Here is a 15,015-nt window from a genome sequence, read left to right as displayed (position 1 = left end):
GCCCGATAGGCAGGATATACCTGCAGGGCGAACATATATGTCTATTAGGTATAAGTGGAGCATTATTGGTCTTGAGATGGAAAAAACAGTGAACTTGGATGAACTTCGGAAGTATCTTCGTTGGGAGTTCGAAGGGCGCATCGAGTTTTTAGCCATCGGAGGTCGATCAAATGAGAAGAAGTGAACAAGTCCTGCGCGTTCAAGCTGCAGACCGATCGTTTAGTGTGGTTCCCCATATTTTAATATGGGATCATGGGAAGGGCCGTAACCGGGAACTATTGTTTGCTTCATATGTAGGCGTTCCGGAAGAAGTCAAAGCGGTATCAGCGAGCATCTTAGAAGGTAGGGAAGTCTCCTATAACTCTCGTTCTTATGTACGCAGCATTATGGACACCTACCGACGAGTTGAGAAGGAAATCGGCACCGACGGTAGGTTAGCGCATGGTGTCGTGTATAACTCACTCTTTGAGATCGCAGAGACTCAGCAGGACAGCCAAGAGGAGAAGAACAATCGGGCTTACATCTTTGCTCCGGATGGCGATCTTCATGGAGCTATCGTTGAGCATGCGATGTCCCGATTTGGTTTACCGCAGGAGTGGAGACATGAATACATCCGAATTTTGGATGACTTCTTCACATCATTAGCTGTGGAAGTAAACCCTGAACTCCCTGAGTGGCAAAATGCGAAAGCTGCCTTCTTTTATGGAACGGAGGAAGGCATTCTAAGCGCGATCTCCGATGCTCTCCAGGCTGGGAAGCTACGGATACCTACAAGCTCCGTAGAAGGTACATTCGATCCTTCATGGAGCATGTCCGAGTATCTTCGAAATAATGCTTCACAGTTAGCAAAGCAACTCGAAGAAAAGCAGCCACAGCATACCTTTGATGATATGGTTGACCCGTCCATTGCTGACTTGAAGCGGATACCATTTCCGGTTCAAGCGCATATGGCACAGGCAATCGTTAACACGCTTGAGAATAGAGAACGAGTGTTCTGTGGAGGGGACATGGGCAGCGGTAAGTCAATCATTGCCTGTGCCGTTTCACACATTTTGCACTCTCGAAAGCGGAGGAGAAATGCCAAACATCAAGGCATGCCAGTTTTATTATCCGCACCGGGAATTACATTGCCCAAATGGAAAGCCAAAGAAATCGAAGGCACCATTGCGGGAGCAAAAGTAAACATCATCCGGAGTGGAATTGAAGCACTGCAGCTGCTTAGGAAAGTTCGGAGCGGGTACAAACCGACGGGTTTAGAATTTACACTCGTTGGGATTGACCGAGCAAAGCTTGGCTCGGAGACGTACTTCGGGGGCATATGGAAGCCAATCTTTGGTGAGAAGGATCATGGCGGTGAGTCCGTATATGCGTGGCATTGCTGTGATTGCGGCAAGCCGATCATGGTATTTCCTGATGGAAAGAGTAAAGGAGACAAAGTGCCGGCGACTTGGGACGTTTTCGCGGAAGGATTACCTCCGACACCGGATTCGATCCAAGAAGCCAAAACGAAGCGCGAACTGCTCCCAAATGGAATTCCGAAGAGATACCCGCTCAAGTGGGTGCGTAAAGCGGGACTTCTAACGAAATGTGATAATGTTGTTTCCCTCGTTGGGTGCCGTACTGATGATGGTATGGATGAAAAACAGCGAAAGGCAGCATTGAAGGAGCGACAGCACAACTTTCCTGATAGGGAGTGCGGCAATTGCTTCTACCGACCTGCATTAAAGTCACGCGGAGAGACGAAGAACAAGCCACGGGTAAATATCTCCCAGGTGCTAAAGCGTACAAAGCGGTACTTTGATCTGTATATTTGTGATGAAGCCCATCAGTGCAAGGCTGGTGACTCAGGGCGTGGAGATGCATTTGCTCAAATGGTGAAGTCGGCTCGTAGGACTCTAATGTTGACTGGGACCCCTACGAACGGTAAGAGTACTTCGATAAAGGAGCTTCTCTGGCGGACCGATCCGAAGTCACTTCTGGATGCGGGCATTAACTTCGACAGCGGTGATGTTGAGTGGGCTAAACGGTATGGGAAGATTGAGGAAATTATCCGCGATGAGGGTGGTGATGAGGGTGTCGTTACGAGACGGAAGAAAAAGTCTGTCACGACAAAGGAAGCTCCCGGCATAGCGCCACAGCTCACTGCCCAATTCCTACTTCATAAGGCCGCTTTCATAGAATTGCCTGACATGGGCCTTCCTTTAGTTAAATTGGAAGAATTACCCATTTTCATCAATATGGATTCGGAGCATAGGACCAGTTACTCAGCTTTCCATGATAACCTATATGAGGTATGTGCTAGAGCATCATCTGTAAGTGGTAGCGCCGGCGTATGGAGTAAGTTTAATCCTGCGACGCTCGTCTACGCGGACCGGCCTGATCTTGGTATGTCGGTAACGATCGGAGATGAAACTGTTTTTGCGGAACCGATTGGTGATGGCAGCGAGCTTCACGCGAAGGAACGCTGGCTGGTGGAAACTGTAAAGCAGGAAATCGCCGAAAATAGGCGTGTAACGATCTATAACTCGTATACCGGCCGATATGGAATGAATGAGAGACTTCGGGATATTTTGTCTCGAAACGGGATAAGGTGTCAGATCCTTGATGAGCCGAATACGGAGTTAAGGTCTGAACGGATTGCTGAATATGAAGAAAATGGAATACCTGTAATTATATGTAATCAGAAACTAGTGGAAGTAGGATTGGACCTCTTATTCTGGCCAACGATCATTTTCTATCAACTCTCTAATGAAGTTCCGACGGTACGTCAGAGTTCTCGTCGAGCATGGCGTGTAGGTCAAGACAGGCTCTGTAAAGTATACTACCCGGTCTACCAGGGTACACAAGCGATGCAACAATTCATTCGAATTATGAACGCAAGGGGACATTCCCTTCAAACTGAGGGTAGAATCGACAAGAGCGAGCTTGCTCAGTATTCACGAGACACGCAGTCGTCCCTAGCGAGGGATTTGGCTTCCTGTTTCGCATCTGCGGATGTGGCGCAGGCTTGGCAAAAACTTGCGGCGAAGGAGCTCGAGGGCATCGAAATGATTGCCGAGGATAACTTCAAAGAAGTGCTGAAGCAGCGTATGAAGGAACTTGCGGATGACACCATACGTCTTTGCGGGATGGATCCGGAAGTATGGCGTGCGGCTCGTGAGAATGCACAGCAGCAGGAAGAGGAACAAGTCCTTACTCCGGCTGCGGCTTATCAGAGCGAGGATGAGGTTATGGATGTCGATGTGGAGGTTCTGGATCTTTTCGATATTTTCGGGACCAAAACTGCAGAGACAGTCATTACCGAAGTGGCTACGTCAAAGCAGAAGCAGGAGATCGAAACGATTCAGCTTCTTACATTTGCGGAGCTCGCAACTGCTTCTGGAAAGAAAAAAGTCAAGCGGCCAGCGAAGATTATGGAAAATCAATTGCTGCTCTCGTTTGGATAACACTATGTACAAAGAAGAGGCTTGCAAAACGTGCGGCCTCTTTTTCTATTTATTCTAAAAGAGGAGTGTTATAATATGAATAACGTACTTCAGCAAGCACCGGTTAAGATTGATCGTTTTCTTCCCTATCCAAAGGAATTACCACCATTGGATTCGTTCGATGAAATTCATTGTAATGTCAGTGGTGGGAACGACTCAACGGCAGCGCTGCTCTATATGCTTTACGGTTACAATGTCCCGAAGGAGAAGGTAATACTTTTCCACAGTAGGGTCGACGGTCCTCCAGAGAACGAAGTATTTTTTGATTGGCCGGAGTTCACCGAATCACATCTCGATTACCTAAGTCGACACTTCGATTTACCGTTAGTAACTGCTTGGGATGAAAAAGGGTTCTTAAGGCGAATTGAGGATCGTGGGATGTTTCCGGACAGTTCAGCGAGATTTTGCACTTCGTACCTCAAGAGGGATGTGTACTTAAAATATGCTAGAACCAGAAGCGGGAACATCTTGTGCGTCACGGGTGAGAGGCACGAAGAGAGCTCCCGTCGCGCGGGGTACCCTTCCTGGTCAATAAGTAGCGCGACTGCCGAAACAAAGGGTAGGTATGTGTACAATTTCCGCCCGATCTTGCACCTTAAGAAATTTGAAGTTAGGGCATTGTTAAAAGAGGCTGGAGTAAAGGAACATATGGCTTATAATTATGTTTCTAGGGTAAGCTGTCGGTGGTGTATCTTTGCTTCACCGGACGAGATGAAAGCTGTAGCTGAACTTTATCCTGCCGCTTGGCAGAAGCTCAAAACCTTAGAAGCATCACTTGGCGGACACACCATGAAGTATCAAAAAGGGAAGCGAATACCCCTTTGTGATTTTATCCATGAAGATTCTGAGTTTGAACAATTATTGTTAAGATAAATTATAGGGCAGAGCAGCGGGTTAGTCCCACTTCTCTGCCTTTTTCGTTTGTCAGGAGCTCGCACGATCACTATCCCACAGATGCTTAATATGGCAGTAATAATCCTCAAGTTGCTTGAAATGAAGCAGGAAATAGCTACGTCAAAGAGAAACCTTATAACTTCATCAACAGTTTATGTCATTTCATATTACAAAAAATACGGAAAGTGTCATTCTAAATTACAGACAATCGGGTTTGTGTCATTTTTAGTTACAGAAATTAAGCTGATTTGGATTTCATTTTGACACCGGTTGTAACTTCATTTGTCACTGATTTTGAAGCTGCTCTGTCACTACTTTCACATACTCATAAGAGAGAGGTTTGATCATTTATTATATTCACACATGTGTTAAAATGGAAGGATATGGGGCGAACATCCCTTTACTGGACTTGTACAGCTGAGATTAGTTGAAGTACATGACCGCTATACTTTCTACTATGGAGATGATACATTTTGACAAAGATTTTTATTAGCCACGCTACAGCCGATAACAAAATGGTAACAAAACTTATGGATATGCTTCAAACCCAATTCAATCTAACTAGGGATAACTTCTTCTATACTTCCGATGAAGAACTTACATTCGGAGGTAACTGGATCGAAGAAATCCGAAAAGGGATGATAGATGCAACTTTGATTCTGCCGATAATTACTCCACGGTATTTGGAAAGCCAATTTTGCCTCTGCGAGTTAGGTGCTGCGTGGGTAAACCAGCAAGCTTTGGTACCAATTATTATTCCTCCATTAGATCATAATGCATTGTCTGCAACCCCATACCGTACTTGGGTGCAGGCTCTTACCTTAACTACGACAACTGATCTTCAGCGCTTGGGTGATGCCTTCACCAAAAGACAAATAGGAACAGCTGCTCAAATGGTTCGTTTTACAAGCAGAGCACAGGATTTCTATAATGAAACACTCACTCCGTTTATAGAAGAAATGAAAAAGAGAGAGACAATTACGCCAGCCATAGTGAAAACGTTACGCGATCAAAATGCTGCGCTGAACGAGGCATTTAAGATGACCGAGGACGAAGTGAGGGCGCTACAATCAGAAAACGAGAAGCTCCGTAGTATGAAAGATGCCGAGCAAGTGAAAGCGATGGATCATTCCCAAATGAGCGAATGGGATACGTTTTTGCAGGCTGTAGAAACCGCTAAGAAAACCTTATCCAACTTCAACCGTCTAGCAACAAGTGTTCTTTATCATAACTACAAAGGATCGCCTTATGGTGGATTTGTAGGTGCTGACGAAGACAGATATCAACTTAATGTTCTGGAGAACGAAGGCCTAATCGTATTTGATGAGGGGTGGCAACCAGACTTTAAGCACCCTCTAGTGGATCAGGCTCAACAAGCATTATCCAAATTGGATAATGTAATACGGACATATGGAGATATTATTCAGGATCGTTTTTTTAAAGATTTTGGCACTGTTCGACTTGGACTTGCTTTTTCACCTTTCTGGGAAAGAGTTCTTGAACAAAGAATTGATCACTCCACGAGATGATTTCATATCTACGATAGCGGGTGTTTGCTTTTTTGAAGCTTCGGCTGCGATTAAGGAGCTTCCTGCAAAACCTTTGATTTGCTGGTTTCTTGCACTTCAAAACTTATTTGTCACCCTAAAATTAAATTTATTATTATATATAATTTAAATAAACTCAAAGGACACAACATTCTTACTATCTGTAGTCAGTAATTACTCCACCCGGATTCCCCCCTATGCAGGCAAATTTACGAGAAGAATTATAAGAGTCGTAACCAGTAAAAAGAGTCGTGAACCAGTAAAAAGAATCATGAACCAGTAAAAAATGTCATGAACCAATGTACATAGGCGATAACCATTTGTAAGGGATGAAAAATGTAAGGACGGTAGTGTGGAAGTTATTTACATCCCATATTTTAATATGATAGTATGTAAGTAATCTTCAATCTTTAACCTTGTTCAAGTCTACCGCCCTATGGGTTGGATCTATGCTCCTAGAATACGTCTATCCATTTTTGGATATTTGTTATTCTAGAAGAATGAGACCATCCTATGGGCGGTTTTTTGCATTTCTAAAATATGTCAGGAGGAATGAGTATGTTTTTTATGTTTAAGACGAAGAAACCCCAAAAAGTTGCAATTATCCAGGAAGGAACCCTTTTATATAAAGCTCACTGCTTATATTCAAAGATTCTTCGCATGGAGGCAACAACGGGTAAAAGGATTATTCCAAGTCTGCACAAGAACTTCATAGCTGCGCACCATGATTATTTCTATGACGAGCACTACGCTGCAGCTGTTCTAAAAGTGCTGAAATGGAATAAGAAGAAAGTCATTAATGCGGGATTCATTCTGCCCTAATGACGCTTATGTACAAATGATACGTATCTATTTATGAAATAAGAAGGTGTTACCTCCAACAACGGGGTAACACCTTTTTATTTGAAAGGAGGTGGTGCCATTGCAGGTAACGGGTTAGTCAATTACTGGGAACATGGCAATCAGACAATGCATCAAACTATGTACATTTAGTAGGAGGGAACTACCTATGATCAAAGCCAGTGCTATGGAACCCAAAGGCAGCTTGCCAGCCGAGGTTCAAGAGTTGTGTCGCAAATTAAATATGAACCCCGAGGAAACGATTTCTCATGCGTTGTCGCTGCTTAATGTAAGCCTTCAATTGCAAGAGCAGGGATACCAAATTCAGGCACGCCGAAAAATCGGATTCTGGATACGGGAGGTTAGAAACATTTTATTAATTAGGAGGTGAGCTCTATGACTGAAATCAAATGGGATGAAGTCAAAGTAGAACAGTTGAGCTCCGACCAAAAGGGCAAAATGAAAGTGGGTGACCAAGAAAAAATAGTCATCGATGAAGTAAAGACGGAACGTTCGTTTTTGCTAAAAACGATGCTATGTTTCTTTGGTATTATGGTCACTTTTATCCTCTTGGTCGTTATATATCAACTGCTTGTCAAAGGAGATGTCGATAAATCGATCGAGGTTCTGAAGTTAATCTTTGGTGCTATCAGTCCACTTATTGGCACGTTCCTTGGATTTTATTTTGGCAAGCAAAGTAAATAATATGATTGAAGTTCCCAGAATTAATTGGATATCATTTGCTGTGGCAAAAAGATCAATTAATAAACGGATAAGGTCAAGAACGATCTTACTAACAAAGGGATTTCAAAAAAGGAGAGTATAATACATGAAGATTGATATATTATTGGGAATTCTTTTAGCACTGTCAGTGTATTTTTTGGTAAAGAGGAAAATCCCGATGACTTACAGTTTTTCAGCTATTATCTTATTTGCAATTTTTATATTCATTAATCACGTAGAGATACCGTTTTACAAAACTATTTTTGGTCAATAAACAATTAGTAGCAAAAGCAAATAAAAAGCCGGCAATTAGAATTCTAATTGCCGGCTTTTTTATGCGAATATGGTCAATGTGTCTCCTATTCAAGGATAATGTAAATCCATTGAATCACTTTGGACTATTATGATTAAAGACATTAAATTGCATTTCTTAAATACGAACTAAACATCTCTTCGTCCAGTAACGGTATATTCTTACTAAACCGACTCTTGCAATAGGACAACGAATTTTTTTGAGAATTCCTTCGCTTCAGTCTCGGTATCAAACAAATCAATAAAATGGCGAAGAGGAGTGTTCACATCTTCAAATAGTTTATAGACCAAATATACGTAGAATTTTCCGTCTTGATTTTGAACAACCATATTAGCTTCCAGTCCAATAACCTCCTTTAGTAGGTCAATTGTCTAATTTCTTAAAGCAGATGTTTTTCTCATTTCACCTAACGAATCAAATTCAAAGAGATCATTCGATATTCCCGCTCTCCAAAGATCCCCTTTTCCTTGTATCCGCCAATTTCATATCCTTTTTCCTGCAGCTCTATGCACATATGGAGCAAAGAAAGAGAGACGGAGACCAAGTCAGTATCCGTAGAAATGTTAAGCTTTTCTTTCATCCATTCCATCTTTTGTAAAGTATCCTGATTTTTAATCGTAGCACGCTTTGGGGGGATTGTTTCAGGAACAGATTGATCGTGGTCAGTCATAGGTATGCCCCTTCCAGTTTTTTCTTTTAATGATAACACATTGGTCGATTCGTGGTCAATTTATGGATGTATTATGTACATAATTAGATCATTAAATGCACTTTGAAAATGGAGGAAGGAATATATGTAAATACGATATAGACAGGGTATAAACACGATGGTAAAATATGAATATGAATTTTTTGCCTTAAGTGGCCTTTACGCAAGTTCTCAAGCCCTATGTTGGCTGTTGTCTATCACAGGAAAATTTCTGTTTTCTTGTGTAAAGAGCAGTTAGTATGGGGTTTTTCTGTTGCAAAGAAAGCGGTGTTCGAGCGATATATTTCGCTTGTACAGCGCTTTTTTTCATATAAAACAAAGGAGGCAAGAATGTGGGTACTATGGTGATCAACGAAATGTTTTGGGCTGGTATTAAATCCGATGCTTTAAATTCGGAGTATGTTAAGCGATTTGAAATGGAACAGATACTGCTTCATGCCATTGCTTACCGACCCGGTGCAATTGTGAAGGATGTTCTCGATGTTCTGAAGTCAATGGATGTACAAAAACTAAAGAACTTGTACGAGGAGCTCTACCATTATGTAGCAGCCGACTATGGTTCCGAAGACTTCGACCAGGAGAATTCACATCAAACCATTATGGAAATCAATCGAACCGTGGGGATCAGCGATATGATTAGGGCTCTGCCAATTGATCGAAGAAGGAGGTTGCTCTAATGAGCCACTTTCTCGGTCTTACAACAGATGTCCAATCGGAATATTTGCAAGGTCTCAATATGTTAGTCACGGTTCGTATGATGATGGAAAAAGGGTTGCCGATTTATGAAGACTGGAAAATCGGCGAAAATATCCTGGAGCAAGTGCTTACGACACTCTTTGGTTGGGAACGCATTGAGGAAATAGAGAATGAAGGCTATTTTATCAAAGTGGAGCTTTCCGAAGATAACATCGATCGTGTGAACGGCTGCCTTGGGGAGCTTGGAGATGAGAATGAGAGCCTGCCTTACGAAGTGCATGAGGAAGGTATATCGCTTGAGTTCTTTAATTGCAGTGTCCCATTGTTTGAGATATTTGATGAGCTACTTAGCCTTTCTGAGCTAATCGTCAGTATAGCGAACAGCACAATGTCGGCAGAAGCCCTCACCGAGCGTGTTACAGAATCGCCAACTCTTTCGAAAAGGAGGATTAGGCGCGGTGTCACAGCTCGTAAAGCGCGTATGAGTCAAAAGATTATGCGGAATTAGCACCGCACTATGTGAAATGGAGGAATGAACTATGGAAACGTTGGTAAAGCCTACACTGATGCAAACTCGTATTACCATCGATGAGGAAGGTATCCAGAAGCCAATCGTTGAGCGAATAATGGGTGGTGTTGTCGTTCAGGAAGTCAGGGTGAATGCTGTGGATCTACAAAAGCACATGATCCATAGCGCAGATACGTGGATGCTATATACCGCCATTCTTGACGACCCTAAAGCGTTTATTAGTGAACTTTTCCGCTACGAGGCTGAAGTTGGGGCGAGCGGTGATCGCGACGATATCCTAAATGCGATTATCGAAGAACTCTCAGACGGTTATAGGAAATCGGATGATGAACTCATGCGTAAACTTCTGGCAGTATTGCTGGAGAATGCGAATATCCCAAAAGTGGATAACGCTGCCTATAACAATCTCGTGAAAGCAATGACGGAAAAGCTATCTAAGATCGAAGACCCAAATGATCTGCGGCGGATGTTTGAGCTGCTGCTTGATAAGGCTCATGTCTTCGACACACCAGATCGTGAAACGATCAAAACCATCTTGGATGCAACTGTGAGGCATGTGAAGGAATTTGAGTCAGAAGACGCTATAAACGACCTGTGGGCTCACCTTGCAAAAAGAGTCAAGAAAGACGTCGTACTCGAATTTGCTAAGGAGCATCTCGATGATTTGGAGCTAACGACCCCGATTCTTCCACGAAATTGCTTGTATTTTAAGCAGTCGAAGAAACGGACGGTTATTGCTTTAGAGGTGGAGCGGGCACGCTGGGACGTGAATTTGAGAGGGCAAATGATCGAGCAGGTTGGGCATCCGAAACTCATTTTCATCTTTGAATTAAGCGATCGGCGAATCAATGCAAAGGTTGCGGCAGTCAAAGATGAGGTAGTTACAGAAAAATCCAAATTGTATCGGTATCCATTCTCTCATGTTAGCGGAAATATGGTTTGCTGCTGGAATTACTTCCCGGCACTTAAGGAATTCAGAAATATCGAGTCGTATCCGTATATTTTCCTTCAAGGGGAACGGAACTTCGACTTATATGTAGGGGAAAAGAACTATCGCGAGCTTCTGGCTGAATTAGCCGGCCAAGACTTTGACGATAAGCATCTCGTTGAAACCGACAAGGTTTTGGCAGACATTCTATGATATCGTCGGGTGTGACGACCCGTTCGAATAAAAGGTCCATCACATTTGCTGTGATGAAATAACTTATGTACAAGGGAGGAAGTTCCGCGGACGAATGAGCTGCGGGGCGATTAAACATGGACTTACTTACGATGCTTGGTATTGACGCAGGGGCTGCAGCACCAGTTGTAGAAACGGGCAAGAATGCTTCTAAGAAGAAGCAGCAGACGAATGATAAGGGAACAGCTAAAAGTGATACCAAAGGTGCTAAATCTAAGGTAAAGCCGAAGCCGACCATTAGGCGGTACGAAACACAAGCCGATATCCGTAAAATGCTTGTCGGGCTTGATTGGACCGTACATTACGCTATGCATTCATTCTCTGTTTCCGACCTTAGTAGGCGCCTTGTGGAAATGAATGATCAGGATATCGAAGAAGTGAAGACTGCTCTATGGGGTATGGTTCCTCAGGAAGTAAAGGAAGACCTCGATAAAGCTCGTCAGGCCAAAGCGGAAGCTGAAGCAGCCATTGCTGCAGGCGGTAATGTGGAAGGCACTGGCGAAGGGGCGAGAGATTCCGAAATGGAAGACGAGGAAGAAGATGATCTGGAAGTTGATGAGGATAATGACGAAGTTGTTGTAAAGAAACCACAACCTCAGACATCAACAGAAACGAAAATCCCGGAAGTCCAAGAGGGCGAACTAACCGTTGATATGCTACGACTTGCGCTAGCGCTTGACTATTTCGAGTTTGCTAACGAAGAAGCCGTTGCGTGGCGCGTCGATAAAGAAAACAAGCGACTGACTCCTTCCATCAGTGCTGGCAAAATGGGCAATAGTTTTCCCGCTTATCAAGCATTTCACTGGAAGCTTAGCGAGTTTGAAAAGGCTCCATCAAAGCCTATCAATTACGTCGCGGGAAGAGACGGCCGTCTCTATGAAGTTCGGGAGAACAAGCACCTTAAGGTTACGGTAGCCGCACAAGTTGTTCCAACGCTGGAGAATGTCACTGAAGGGGTTTCGTTTAAAATGAACAAGATCCCGGGAGTTTTTCTGAAACAGACGCTTGATTTCTTCAAGCACTTTGTTCTAGAGAAACGTGAGGCACTCGTCTATGTGGCCTGGAACCGAACGACCGAAGCTTATGAGCTGCATTGTCCCGAGCAATGGGCAAATGTTGTTAATGTTGAAGCTGATTATCCTGATGATCCGGAGCGAGATATTGTTCTGATCATGCACTCGCATCATGTGATGCCGGCTGTTTTTTCCGCAGTAGATGACCGTAACGATAAAGCACTTTGCGTCTACGGTGTCTTCGGGAACTTAGATAAGCAGACGATTGATCACAGATTTCGTGCAGGGTTCAATGGGCAGCATCTATATGTGAACATAGCAGATGTTTTTGACGTTGAATCTACCTATTCGGCATGCACGTTCCCGCCTGAATGGGTTGATCGCGTACATCAGTATGTATAAAAGTAGGAGGCACCCGCAAAAGCGGAGGCCTCTATTTTTTAATATGAAGAGGAGGAGATTCCATGCCAGGAATCATTCAATTTGATAAACGCATTAATCTTCAGATTGTAATTATCGGATTAGGGGCGAACGGCTCCCATTTCTACAGGGGGCTCTGCCAAGATCTTCGAACACATTTTAATGCTTTCCAGCATAATCGATATAAACGACCATTTTTCTTGGAACATATTATGCTGGTTGATGGAGACCGGGTTGAAAAGAAGAATTTGGGTAATCAAATTTTTGAGCCGGAAGAGGTCGACCAATTTAAGGTACAAGCGCTTGCCGAGCGTTACGGTGATTTTTACGGAATTGAAACGTTCCGCCGTACCGAGTATATTGCGGATGTGTCTGATCTAGGCAGTCTGCTGGCAGATCCAGGAAAGGATAGCAGCACCATTTTTCTTCCCGTTCTTATTGGCATGGTGGACAACCATGCGACGAGGCAGATCATGGATGCCTATTTCCGATCCGAGGAAGCGCGCACACTGCTGTATATCGATGCGGGAGTTCACGGTGTAACACTCAATCGGTTGAATGAGGCTAAGCCTGAGACTGGCAACGGCGGTCAAATTGTGGTTGGGCTAAAGTATAACGGACGGAAAATTTTAGAGCCGGCTGGTAGCCTATATCCGGAGATTTTAACGGATACCGAGTCTCGGATTCCGGGATGCGGTGAAGTAATCCAATCAGCACCACAGCGCTGCGCAACAAATAAAATGGCTGCACAGCTCGCAAACAATATCATAAACACCTTGCTCACAGAGAAAGCGATCCTTGTTCATCAAGCCATCTTCGACTCTCGGATGTCTGGGGTACGGCCAGAATTTGTAAGTATGGCCCAGCAGGAACTGTTTAAGGATACGCTGAAAGAAATGGCGTCCCTTAAACAAACTGTTGATAGGCCAAGCGTTGCAAAGCGACCTGCAAAACAGGATGATGGCTCTAATCCCGATCCTGATGAACACGAATTGGATGATGAGGAATTCGATGAAGATGAACTAGATATTGATGACTGGGACGATGAGTGCGAGGAGGAAGACCAATGACTTCCATTCACGCAAGCTGGTTATCTCGCGAGGAACGAGTTGAGGTTGTCAAATGCCCGGTAACTACGCGGCCTAAGACATTACACTCTTCTGCCTATCGTGCTAAACGTCAAGATGGTAGTGTCGTATTTATTGAGCGCAAGGATATCCTTTTAGAAGACGAGGAAACACTTATTGAAGAATTAGCTCGTATTTTAAAGACTTATAACAACCCACAGCGTTCCGACAGGTACAGTCTTATTCTGAGGCAGCTTATGAAGAATGAAGTTCCTTTCTATCGGCCGCTTGAACAAAGAATGTCCGAATCAAATAATGAACAATTGCTTTTACGCTTAAAGTAGGCAGGGATTCGTTTTAAGAATGGATAGAGTTTTCAGATTACATCTGAGGCTCTATCCATTTTTATGTTCTTTTACAATAACGTTATGACTTGGTAAAAAAAGTATTAGTGAATTGAACTATCGTTCTGCGTTTGTTTAATGTATGAACGTAAGTACTGTATTAATAAGAGGATTGGTATTTATACTGACACATTTGCAGTCTTTAGTTTGCTCATCCTTTTTTATTCCCAAAATCTTCAATCCTATGCTATGATCATTACCAGAAACGTTCTTTTCATTTACGCAAGCCTGAAGCCCTAGTGGCAGAATCTATCAAGGCAGAGGTATGTCCTCAGCTTAAAGGATTCTCCACTCTGGGCTTTTTTTCGTGGAATTTGAATCGTTTACTATGATGTTTAAAGGAGGTTTGTGCATATGCACGAACAAATGATGATTGATGAGACTCTGGAGCGGGAAAAGCGAATTCTTGTGGAAACAGAAGAGAGCAGAAGGCAACTGATGTCGGAAGTCATTGTAAATAGGTCCCTTGAATCCGAGATTTCCCTTTGCAGGGAGATTCAAAATGGTGTTTTCAAATCGGTATTTACAGTTGAACGTTTGCAAGGGTTGGATTTTCAGTTTGACCAGCGACTTCAACGGATCAGCGGATTTGAAGAGGAACCGGTTAGTAAAAAGCTCTTCACTAATGGACTGATTGATGTAGTCTTTAATGTAGAGGATGACGGAACCGCAAAGTTTTTGTTCATCAAAGAATCGATTATGAATGAGATGTCGATTGATCTATTGTACAGGGAAGGATTTCGCCTTCGGCAGGATATTGCTGACAGCTATGCCGAATTACATGAGGGATGGGAAACTATCTTTGAGTGTGGTGATGTTTTCTCGCGCTTTTATCGACGTCCGAATGAGCGCTTTATGTATGTCGGTCCTTACCTCCATAGCGAAGTAGAACGACAAAAGTATGAACGATTCGTTCAGGCAGCGAACCTCATGGAAAGTGAATGTCCTCCGGAGGGTACAGTTATCGAATCGTTGAAGAATTATGTTTGGATACTTGAGGATAATGTCCTGCAATTAGCCAATCAGAAAAATGCCATAATCTACACAGTCCTAGAAGAGCCCCCAAAGCTTCGGATAAGAAAGGGGTTTTGGGTCTTACGGGCATGGGGTTATTTGATGGCTAAAGAGCCGGTGGACATCGGAGATGGTTTCCTGGTGCATTCTCCAGAGGTTTGCACACTAGACCGAAAATGAA

Annotated in this window: 15 protein-coding genes; 14 read left to right on the top strand and 1 reads right to left on the bottom strand. The window is 43.4% G+C overall.

The window, feature by feature from the left end; genetic code table 11:
- The first annotated feature begins 37 nt into the window (after positions 1–37).
- The 7 genes from QFZ80_RS01125 to QFZ80_RS01095 all read left to right on the top strand — a co-directional run bounded on the left by QFZ80_RS01125 (position 38) and on the right by QFZ80_RS01095 (position 7,471).
- Entirely contained in the window at positions 38–184 is a 147-nt protein-coding gene (locus QFZ80_RS01125) for a hypothetical protein (protein ID WP_307544753.1), read from the top strand.
- Complete coding sequence (locus QFZ80_RS01120; protein ID WP_307544755.1) at positions 171–3,446, top strand: DEAD/DEAH box helicase; 3,276 nt, start codon at positions 171–173, stop codon at positions 3,444–3,446. Before QFZ80_RS01125 ends, QFZ80_RS01120 begins: the two co-directional genes overlap by 14 nt.
- A 75-nt stretch (positions 3,447–3,521) precedes the next feature.
- Positions 3,522–4,358, top strand: a complete 837-nt coding sequence (locus QFZ80_RS01115) for a phosphoadenosine phosphosulfate reductase domain-containing protein (protein ID WP_307544757.1) — start codon at positions 3,522–3,524, stop codon at positions 4,356–4,358.
- A 494-nt stretch (positions 4,359–4,852) separates the two neighbouring features.
- Positions 4,853–5,908: a toll/interleukin-1 receptor domain-containing protein gene (locus QFZ80_RS01110; RefSeq protein ID WP_307544759.1), complete on the top strand. Its 1,056-nt coding sequence runs from the start codon at positions 4,853–4,855 to the stop codon at positions 5,906–5,908.
- A gap of 576 nt (positions 5,909–6,484) precedes the next feature.
- A complete protein-coding gene (locus tag QFZ80_RS01105; RefSeq protein ID WP_307544761.1) occupies positions 6,485–6,748 on the top strand; it encodes a hypothetical protein in 264 nt (87 codons plus the stop codon).
- A 187-nt stretch (positions 6,749–6,935) separates the two neighbouring features.
- A complete protein-coding gene (locus tag QFZ80_RS01100; RefSeq protein WP_307544763.1) occupies positions 6,936–7,157 on the top strand; it encodes a hypothetical protein in 222 nt (73 codons plus the stop codon).
- 5 nt (positions 7,158–7,162) lie between these two features.
- The gene (locus tag QFZ80_RS01095) at positions 7,163–7,471 is read left to right on the top strand and encodes a hypothetical protein (protein WP_307544765.1); all 309 of its coding nucleotides are present in this window, start codon (positions 7,163–7,165) and stop codon (positions 7,469–7,471) included.
- 737 nt (positions 7,472–8,208) lie between these two features.
- Here QFZ80_RS01095 and QFZ80_RS01090 read toward each other — a convergent pair.
- The gene (locus tag QFZ80_RS01090) at positions 8,209–8,472 is read right to left on the bottom strand and encodes a hypothetical protein (RefSeq protein WP_307544767.1); all 264 of its coding nucleotides are present in this window, start codon (positions 8,470–8,472) and stop codon (positions 8,209–8,211) included.
- Positions 8,473–8,843: 371 nt separating this feature from the next.
- Here QFZ80_RS01090 and QFZ80_RS01085 point away from each other — a divergent pair, with 371 nt between their 5' ends.
- The 7 genes from QFZ80_RS01085 to QFZ80_RS01055 all read left to right on the top strand — a co-directional run bounded on the left by QFZ80_RS01085 (position 8,844) and on the right by QFZ80_RS01055 (position 15,014).
- Positions 8,844–9,188, top strand: coding sequence for a hypothetical protein (locus QFZ80_RS01085; protein WP_307544769.1), 345 nt, complete (start codon positions 8,844–8,846; stop codon positions 9,186–9,188).
- A complete protein-coding gene (locus tag QFZ80_RS01080; RefSeq protein ID WP_307544770.1) occupies positions 9,188–9,715 on the top strand; it encodes a hypothetical protein in 528 nt (175 codons plus the stop codon). The genes QFZ80_RS01085 and QFZ80_RS01080 overlap by 1 nt, the downstream gene beginning before the upstream one ends.
- Positions 9,716–9,746: 31 nt before the next feature.
- Positions 9,747–10,877: a hypothetical protein gene (locus QFZ80_RS01075; RefSeq protein ID WP_307544772.1), complete on the top strand. Its 1,131-nt coding sequence runs from the start codon at positions 9,747–9,749 to the stop codon at positions 10,875–10,877.
- Positions 10,878–10,993: 116 nt separating this feature from the next.
- Complete coding sequence (locus tag QFZ80_RS01070) at positions 10,994–12,331, top strand: Mov34/MPN/PAD-1 family protein (RefSeq protein WP_307544774.1); 1,338 nt, start codon at positions 10,994–10,996, stop codon at positions 12,329–12,331.
- A 62-nt stretch (positions 12,332–12,393) separates the two neighbouring features.
- Positions 12,394–13,419 carry a ThiF family adenylyltransferase gene (locus QFZ80_RS01065; RefSeq protein ID WP_307544776.1) on the top strand — a complete coding sequence of 342 codons (1,026 nt, stop codon included), beginning with the start codon at positions 12,394–12,396 and terminating at the stop codon, positions 13,417–13,419.
- Positions 13,416–13,760, top strand: a complete 345-nt coding sequence (locus QFZ80_RS01060) for a hypothetical protein (RefSeq protein ID WP_307544778.1) — start codon at positions 13,416–13,418, stop codon at positions 13,758–13,760. Before QFZ80_RS01065 ends, QFZ80_RS01060 begins: the two co-directional genes overlap by 4 nt.
- Before the next feature lie 414 nt (positions 13,761–14,174).
- Positions 14,175–15,014 (top strand): hypothetical protein, encoded by an 840-nt coding sequence (locus QFZ80_RS01055; RefSeq protein ID WP_307544780.1) that lies wholly within the window; start codon positions 14,175–14,177, stop codon positions 15,012–15,014.
- Position 15,015 lies beyond the last annotated feature (1 nt).

Origin of the sequence: Paenibacillus sp. V4I7, assembly GCF_030817275.1 — a bacterium.
In the GTDB taxonomy this organism is placed as follows: domain Bacteria; phylum Bacillota; class Bacilli; order Paenibacillales; family NBRC-103111; genus Paenibacillus_E.
This window is presented reverse-complemented; position numbering and strand designations above follow the sequence as displayed.

Coding starts and splice junctions, on each gene's coding strand:
- QFZ80_RS01125 (WP_307544753.1), top strand. CDS start 38: ATGTCTATTAGGTATAAGTGGAGCATTATTGGTCTTGAGATGGAAAAA.
- QFZ80_RS01120 (WP_307544755.1), top strand. CDS start 171: ATGAGAAGAAGTGAACAAGTCCTGCGCGTTCAAGCTGCAGACCGATCG.
- QFZ80_RS01115 (WP_307544757.1), top strand. CDS start 3,522: ATGAATAACGTACTTCAGCAAGCACCGGTTAAGATTGATCGTTTTCTT.
- QFZ80_RS01105 (WP_307544761.1), top strand. CDS start 6,485: ATGTTTTTTATGTTTAAGACGAAGAAACCCCAAAAAGTTGCAATTATC.
- QFZ80_RS01100 (WP_307544763.1), top strand. CDS start 6,936: ATGATCAAAGCCAGTGCTATGGAACCCAAAGGCAGCTTGCCAGCCGAG.
- QFZ80_RS01095 (WP_307544765.1), top strand. CDS start 7,163: ATGACTGAAATCAAATGGGATGAAGTCAAAGTAGAACAGTTGAGCTCC.
- QFZ80_RS01090 (WP_307544767.1), bottom strand. CDS start 8,472: ATGACTGACCACGATCAATCTGTTCCTGAAACAATCCCCCCAAAGCGT.
- QFZ80_RS01080 (WP_307544770.1), top strand. CDS start 9,188: ATGAGCCACTTTCTCGGTCTTACAACAGATGTCCAATCGGAATATTTG.
- QFZ80_RS01075 (WP_307544772.1), top strand. CDS start 9,747: ATGGAAACGTTGGTAAAGCCTACACTGATGCAAACTCGTATTACCATC.
- QFZ80_RS01070 (WP_307544774.1), top strand. CDS start 10,994: ATGGACTTACTTACGATGCTTGGTATTGACGCAGGGGCTGCAGCACCA.
- QFZ80_RS01065 (WP_307544776.1), top strand. CDS start 12,394: ATGCCAGGAATCATTCAATTTGATAAACGCATTAATCTTCAGATTGTA.
- QFZ80_RS01060 (WP_307544778.1), top strand. CDS start 13,416: ATGACTTCCATTCACGCAAGCTGGTTATCTCGCGAGGAACGAGTTGAG.
- QFZ80_RS01055 (WP_307544780.1), top strand. CDS start 14,175: ATGCACGAACAAATGATGATTGATGAGACTCTGGAGCGGGAAAAGCGA.